The 6,702-nt window shown below is 45.5% G+C and carries 8 protein-coding genes; 6 read left to right on the plus strand and 2 right to left on the minus strand.

Features of this window, described 5'->3' with window-relative positions:
* Window positions 1–284: 284 nt before the first annotated feature.
* The 4 genes from BIZ37_RS30325 to BIZ37_RS28785 all read left to right on the plus strand — a co-directional run bounded on the left by BIZ37_RS30325 (window position 285) and on the right by BIZ37_RS28785 (window position 3,357).
* On the plus strand, window positions 285–512 hold the full coding sequence (locus BIZ37_RS30325; protein WP_222939878.1) for a DNA-binding transcriptional regulator: 228 nt from the start codon (window positions 285–287) through the stop codon (window positions 510–512).
* Window positions 513–685: 173 nt separating this feature from the next.
* Complete coding sequence (locus BIZ37_RS28775) at window positions 686–1,222, plus strand: hypothetical protein (protein WP_187464456.1); 537 nt, start codon at window positions 686–688, stop codon at window positions 1,220–1,222.
* 104 nt (window positions 1,223–1,326) lie between these two features.
* Window positions 1,327–2,049, plus strand: coding sequence for a response regulator (locus tag BIZ37_RS28780; protein ID WP_187464457.1), 723 nt, complete (start codon window positions 1,327–1,329; stop codon window positions 2,047–2,049).
* 9 nt (window positions 2,050–2,058) lie between these two features.
* Window positions 2,059–3,357: an ATP-binding protein gene (locus tag BIZ37_RS28785; protein ID WP_187464458.1), complete on the plus strand. Its 1,299-nt coding sequence runs from the start codon at window positions 2,059–2,061 to the stop codon at window positions 3,355–3,357.
* Window positions 3,358–3,409: 52 nt separating this feature from the next.
* Here BIZ37_RS28785 and BIZ37_RS28790 read toward each other — a convergent pair whose 3' ends face one another.
* Both BIZ37_RS28790 and BIZ37_RS28795 read right to left on the minus strand, forming a co-directional pair.
* On the minus strand, window positions 3,410–3,859 hold the full coding sequence (locus BIZ37_RS28790) for a DUF3429 domain-containing protein (protein WP_187464459.1): 450 nt from the start codon (window positions 3,857–3,859) through the stop codon (window positions 3,410–3,412).
* A gap of 91 nt (window positions 3,860–3,950) precedes the next feature.
* Entirely contained in the window at window positions 3,951–4,508 is a 558-nt protein-coding gene (locus tag BIZ37_RS28795) for a hypothetical protein (RefSeq protein WP_187464460.1), read from the minus strand.
* A gap of 198 nt (window positions 4,509–4,706) precedes the next feature.
* Between BIZ37_RS28795 and BIZ37_RS28800 the strand changes: the two genes are divergently transcribed.
* Complete coding sequence (locus BIZ37_RS28800; protein ID WP_222939879.1) at window positions 4,707–5,306, plus strand: hypothetical protein; 600 nt, start codon at window positions 4,707–4,709, stop codon at window positions 5,304–5,306.
* Window positions 5,307–5,534: 228 nt separating this feature from the next.
* The gene (locus BIZ37_RS28805; RefSeq protein ID WP_187464461.1) at window positions 5,535–6,461 is read left to right on the plus strand and encodes an aminoimidazole riboside kinase; all 927 of its coding nucleotides are present in this window, start codon (window positions 5,535–5,537) and stop codon (window positions 6,459–6,461) included.
* Window positions 6,462–6,702: the final 241 nt, after the last annotated feature.

Genomic DNA, 6,702 nt, shown 5'->3' on the forward strand with positions numbered 1-6,702 from the left:
GTACTTAGTTATTACAGCAATGTTAAATATGATGGTCAGGAAAACTACCCAGTATTCGATAAGTCCATGTAGGGAATAATGGGCTGTTGGAGTTTGTATACCTCAAGTCAAGTAGCGAATACTCATTTCAAGTTGCCGACTTACGCTACCGACAAGTCAGGTAAGCCCCTGACTACTTTCATAAATGAATAAATTTGCAAATATCGATGTCTTTTCATTGACTTTTATCGTGAATTAAGTGCGATTTACAGTCTTCATTAATAGAGAAAAATTGGAAATTGAGGATGGATAATACTGAAATCCGTAATCTACGGAATAGGTTACAACTGTCTGTGGCTGAGTTTGCTGGAATACTCTCTGTCAGTAAAGATACATTATATAGCTGGGAGTTGGGCCGCAGGGTCCCAATGGGCTTGACGAAGAAAGTCTTGAAACTTATTGCAGAAGATCAGGACATTTATAAAAAATTCGTTCATATGACGGAAGTCGAGCGAGAACAAAAAAGGAGGTAAATATTTGATATAGAGGCAGTGATGTCAATTCAATACCTCATAATACCCAGCATTAAATTAGAAAAATATACGCTACTCTGGTTATCCAACCGCTGCCGTGATTCACGGGTAAATGTAAAAATAAGTAATCAGACATTTAATCAGTAGTTATTAAATTGCTCAACGAGTTAACGATGAATAAATATATTGAAGGTAAAACTGTTTATCAATTGCCTGAGTATCAATTTAATGCCTTGCTAGCGTCAAGGGCAGGTTCAGGTAAGAAAGCATTAAAAGCACAAAAAGATTTTGAGTTGGTCGTGATTGATCGCGGTTGGACTTTCCATAAAAACTATGAGTATACGGGTACAGGCAAGCACGTTTTGCTTGTCTCTCCCAATGGAAAAGGCTATTCCATTCCACCGAGTAAATTCAGGCAAGGTGGTGGCGCTAAGCTAGACTTTGAAACTAACAGGAAGCAGTTTCTTTATACCCTCTGCGATAGCGACTTAAATGCCTATTTGAACTCTTATTCTGGCGCACTGAAGTCGATGCTAGAGAAGCAGCTTGAGTTTGAGCGCAATGCAATAAGTCGTGGCTGGACATTTCCTGACTCATACCGCTACGAACGCGTAACGGACCGTGTCAGTGCTGTGGCACCAAACGGGGAAACGGTATGTGTGCAACCGAATTTCTTCTTGCGTGGTGGATATAAGCAATATCAACTCTAGCTTACATGGATGTTAAATTTTGATCCTATAACCTATCGAAATAGGAGCGTAAATTGTGTATCCTCACTTTTTGAACGTTGTTTTATTTGGTGTAGGTTGGTTGCATGTTAAAGATTGTGTTGGTCGAGGATGACGAGAAGCTGTGCGAGCTATTAGCAAATTACCTTCGGCAACAGCAGTTTGAAGTGATCACAGTACACGATGGGCTGGAAGCGCCTGATGTGATCATTAACCACCAACCGGATTTAGTGGTGTTGGATCTTATGTTACCTGGCATGGATGGGCTGAGTATTTGTCGTAAGATCCGTGGCAAGGTGAAGAGTAAAATCATGATCCTGACGGCAAGCGATGACGATATCGATCATGTGGCTGGGCTAGAAGTCGGCGGTGATGATTTTGTTAACAAGCCAATCAAGCCACGTGTGTTGCTGGCGAGGATCAGAATGCTGTTGCGCCGTGAATTGAATAACTCGAATTCAGCTCAAAGTGAAGAGAGCGCTGCAGTGTCATCGGATGAAATGGAGCATCGATATGGCTCACTGACTGTGAATCACCGTAGCCGCAGTTGTGAGATGAACGGAGAAGCGGTGAGCCTAACTGATAGTGAGTTTAACCTTTTGTGGTTGCTAGCCTGTCACCCTGATGAAGTGTTAACCCGTGAGTTCTTGGTACTGGAAACCCGCGGTATAAAATATGATGGTCTGGACCGCACCATCGACAATAAGATCGTTACCCTACGCAAGAAGCTAGGCGATAACCCGTCTCTACCAAGGAAGATCATTACAGTACGCGGCAAAGGATACCTGTTCGTGCCAGATCGCTGGTAGGGAGAGTCTATGAAGCGCCTCTATCTCGAGTTTTTCGTTGGGTTATCAGGTCTTTTCTTCCTTTGCATTTTGGCATTCTCCTATGTGACCCAAGAGCTGACAACTGACTATGAAGCTGAGTTGGAAATCAGCCATGTATCTAGCGTCATGCAGATCCTCGATGATGTTGCTGCTCAGCGAGGGCAGCAAAAGGCTGATAAGCTACTCGCGGGTTACGCTGAGAAAAGTCATCTTACCTTTCAGCAATTCACTTGGGATGAAATCGGATTTACGCAATCAGAGCGCAACGAATTGAGCCGCCGTGGCGCCCTGTTTGATGATGAGAACGAGTACTGGGTCGTTTTTGGCGATCAGCAGTGGGTTTACTATCTCCAGCCGGATATTGAAGAAGATCTCTGGCAGATGCTGGATTTAGAGGTCAAACTGTTGTGGGCGTCATTTTTTGCCACCTTTGCTTTGTATAGTGCCATTATGCTGAGGCTGTTATCCGGGCGTTTTCGCAAGTTAGAAGAGGCCACCATGGCTTTCTCTGATGGCGACTTTAAGGTTCGGGCGTCGGAGAAAGCCGGTGATAGGGTAGGACGCCTCAATGCCCGTTTCAACCAGATGGCAGATAAAATCTCTGAGTTGATCCAGAGCCACAAACATCTAACCAATGCTATTGCCCATGAGTTAAGAACCCCTATTTTCCGAATGCAATGTCAGCTAGATTTGCTGGAAGAGTCAGCATTAAATTCCGTGCAAAAAGGTTATGTTGCCGGTATTTATGATGATATTGATGAGTTGGAATCGCTGATTGAAGAGCTACTGTACTTTGCCAAGATGGAACGTTCTGGAGTGACATTACAGCTCAAGCAGCAGGATGTTGCCGAGGTACTGCAGCGAACGATTGCCCATTGCCAAAAGGACACGAAGCAAATTCTGAGCTTGGAGTGCCCCGAGCAGTGCTATTTCGAAGTAGACGCACATCATTTGGAACGGGCGGTATCCAACATTATCCGCAATGCTTTTCGTTACGCGAAACGCTGTATTTCTGTCAAAGTATTTTGCCAAGAGGGCGCATTGACGATTCAGGTAGATGATGACGGTTGTGGTATACCGCCGGAAGAGCGGGAGAATGTCTTAAAGCCGTTTTACCGGGTGGGAACTTCCCGCGACCGGCAATCTGGAGGCCATGGTTTGGGACTGGCTATCGTTGCCCAGGTTGTCTCTTTGCATCAAGGGGAAATACATATCAGTGAAAGTGATTGCGGTGGTGCAAGATTCACTATCCGCTTGCCGCAGGCGAAATGCCGCCTAGTTAAATAACAATAACTTGATAACATTAGAGGAAGCTTTGGCTTCCTCTTTTTTTATCCTTTTAACTGGCAAGAGCAACGAGATGGAACAAGGCGACTATCCCGGTGAGTTTGTTGCGCATGGGTTGGTAGTCTGCAGGGCTATTCTCTTTTTCTACTTCTCGTATTTTCTTCTCGGCAAACCAAATGGCGACAAAACCAAATAACAGAACGAGAACCGACCATACATAGCTTTCAGGTGAGTGAAGTAACACGCCCCAGGCGATCAGCGCAAATAGGTTGCTAAGCAGCAAGGCATTACGACTCAGGCTAGCTTTCATATGGTCGATTGCATTGCCCCACAAAATGCCGGATAGAAAGCTGAGGATAACCGCGCTGTAAGCGATAAAAACCTTGTAGGCGCTGAGGCCGAACAAGGGTTTGTCAGCCCAAATGCAAATCAAGCTAAGGGCAAACGGGACTAAACCTAAATAGGCTAGCCGGTTCATGATTTGATTAGGTGTTGAACTCATTGTGCGCTCCCTCATTATTTGCTTTTAAAAGCATAGCGTAAGAAACGCACCGCCATGTTTTGCTACCTGCTGTAACTCGGTATTTTGAGGCTCATGGGTTGGATTGATGAGGGGCTTTATTGAGGTGATTTCTCAGTAATTGGCTCCATAGCGGTACATAGAAATGGCATGCGCGGTAAAACAGATATGCTGCTGCACTCAACCCAGAGAGAGAAGCGCAAAAATGAACGGATAACCCGAATGTAATCCCAATAAGCATGACAACGAGCGAAAGCAGTATCGAGCGCCAGATATTTTCGACTAAATAAGCAACCCACTGCCTGAAGTTGGTCTCTCTCAGTTTAAATCGAAGGATCAGTAGAACGGCAAGATATAAAGCAGGGATCAGACTAACAAGCGGGACCGGCCAGCCTTGATATAGGGTGAAACCAATCAATAGCTTACCTGAAACCGCATAGGTAAGAGCCAATGAATGGATAAAGTCGAAGGGAAGAATAGTTGCGATAGCGAACAATAACAAACCTGCAGTATAGACGACAGAGCCTGAGAACAGGATAAAATAGACAGGCAAACCGATAGTGAGGTGCGCTAAAGGAGCGAGTGTCATTGTATGCATTAGCCATTTTAGCCAAGCAGCATGATTTTCCATAACCACCTCCGCATGCCAATAGGGTATTGGTAATGTCGTTATCATCTAATGAATAGATGAACAATGCAACGGTATGTATATCTATGTTTGATGGGTGTCAGTATTAAGGGCATTTGTGAAGATTGTGTTGTTAACGCATGACATATAGGCCTTTGAAGCATTACTATATCCCCGTTGTGATTACTGTTGAGATTAAAAATGAGAAAGCTTTCTCTTGCGACATGCACTTTTGCGCTTCTTTCCTCTTGGTCTGTGTTTGCTTCAACAGAAGTTGATTCAGATTCAGCGCCGGTTACGTTCCAAGCTGTGCCGGAAATCATGGTTAAATTTGATGATGCACAAAAGTACCGCAAGAAAGCTGTCACCTTGGGCAGGCTTCCTCACAAGGTTGAGATGGGTAAGCAATTCCCTACCTACGTCGCGGGAGAGGATGGTAAGCCGGCATTGGAAACCCAAAACACGGTAACGGATGATGTTGTGATTGCCCGCAACCCTATGCCTGTTGTTGGCGCAGTTTACAACGAATGGTTGGTTCCCAAGGAAACATGGCAGTCTACTTACGGTGAGTTACCAATGTTTGACACCTTTATGCCATTCAAAAGGGTGAAAAGCATTAAAGCCATTCCGATCACCGAAGATATCCTTAGCCTGTTGGGTAGTCTCGATGGAGAAACTGCGGTTATCGATGTCGATTGGAATGACGCTGGCATGAAAGTCTATAAAGATGGCTATCTGACCGATGGCGGTTACGGTATTGCACCGGAAGAAATGCAGAACACTTATGAGAAAATAGAATAGATTAAGGCTAACGGTCTTATCTAGAAATGTTTTCGCTTGTACGCCTCGCCATTAACCAGCGAGGCGTTTTTGATCCTTTCGCAGGCGATTCCGATTAGCCGCTATCATTGATGTAAGCGCTGAAATTTAACCCCGATCACATTTATTCCTGAACAAGCGCTGTTTTGGTTGTTTAGCTAAATCGGTTTAGCAATAATTGACTCAGAATGAAATTTTGGAGATAAAAGCATGGCAAAAGTATGGGTCACCGGTGATGCGGTTGTTGATCTCATTCCTGAAGGGGAAGGGACATATCTGAAATGCCCAGGTGGTGCGCCAGCAAATGTTGCAGTCGGTATTGCCCGCCTTGGTGGCGAAACGGCTTTCTTTGGTCGTGTTGGTCAAGATCCGCTGGGCCGTTTCATGAAACAGGTGCTGTCTGAAGAAGGCGTGAACACCGACCTGATGAAGCTGGATGCTGAGCACCGCACTTCAACGGTGATTGTTGATTTGGACGATGAAGGTGAGCGCAGCTTTACCTTTATGGTAAAGCCGAGTGCCGACCAATTCACTTCGAGTGAGGATGTCCCTGCTTTTGCCCAAGGTGAGTGGTTGCATGCTTGTTCTATTGCCCTTGCCAATGAACCTTCTCGCGGTACGACATTAGCGGCAATGGAAGCGATTAAGGCCGCTGGTGGCTATGTCTCTTTTGACCCTAACTTGCGCGAAGAAGTATGGGCCAACCCTGCTGAATTGAAACCCGTCGTGATGCAAGCTGTCGCGCTTTCTGACGTGGTGAAGTTCTCTGATGACGAATTGTTGTTCCTGACGGATAAATCTGACTTGCAGTCAGCGTTGGCATTCCTTGAGGAAAACTACCAGCTTCCTTTGGTTATCGTTACTCAGGGTAAGAAAGGCGCTTTGGTTGTTCAGGGCAATGAACAGCAGTTGGTTACCGGTAAACCGGTTAGCCCTGTAGATACCACAGGTGCTGGTGATGCGTTTGTTGGCGGCCTATTGGCTGGTTTGGTATCTGTCGATAACTGGCAAGCTAAAGAGACCCTGCTTGATATTATCAAGCAAGCCAACGCCTGTGGTGCCTTAGCAACGACGGCCAAGGGCGCGATGACCGCCTTGCCGACGGCGGAGCAACTGGCTGCGTACCTAGCAGAATAAAATCAGGCTCCCCGGCATAATGACGTTTGCAAATAGCAGCAAAGAGGCCTAGCTTTCGCTAGGCCTTTTGTTTGCTTTCAATCAACGCAAATGTGAAAATTTCGCTCTATCTATAGCTTTAACAGCATGACTCATTTGCCAGTTTTTCTTTCTCTACCTGTTCGCTATGGCTAATGGCTGCTTTTTTACTGTTCACTGCCAGTATCCCAAAGGCTGTCAGCGCTGCTGCGCTGATCATCAG

The sequence above is a fragment of the Photobacterium sp. BZF1 genome, from assembly GCF_014349205.1.
GTDB lineage: Bacteria > Pseudomonadota > Gammaproteobacteria > Enterobacterales > Vibrionaceae > Photobacterium.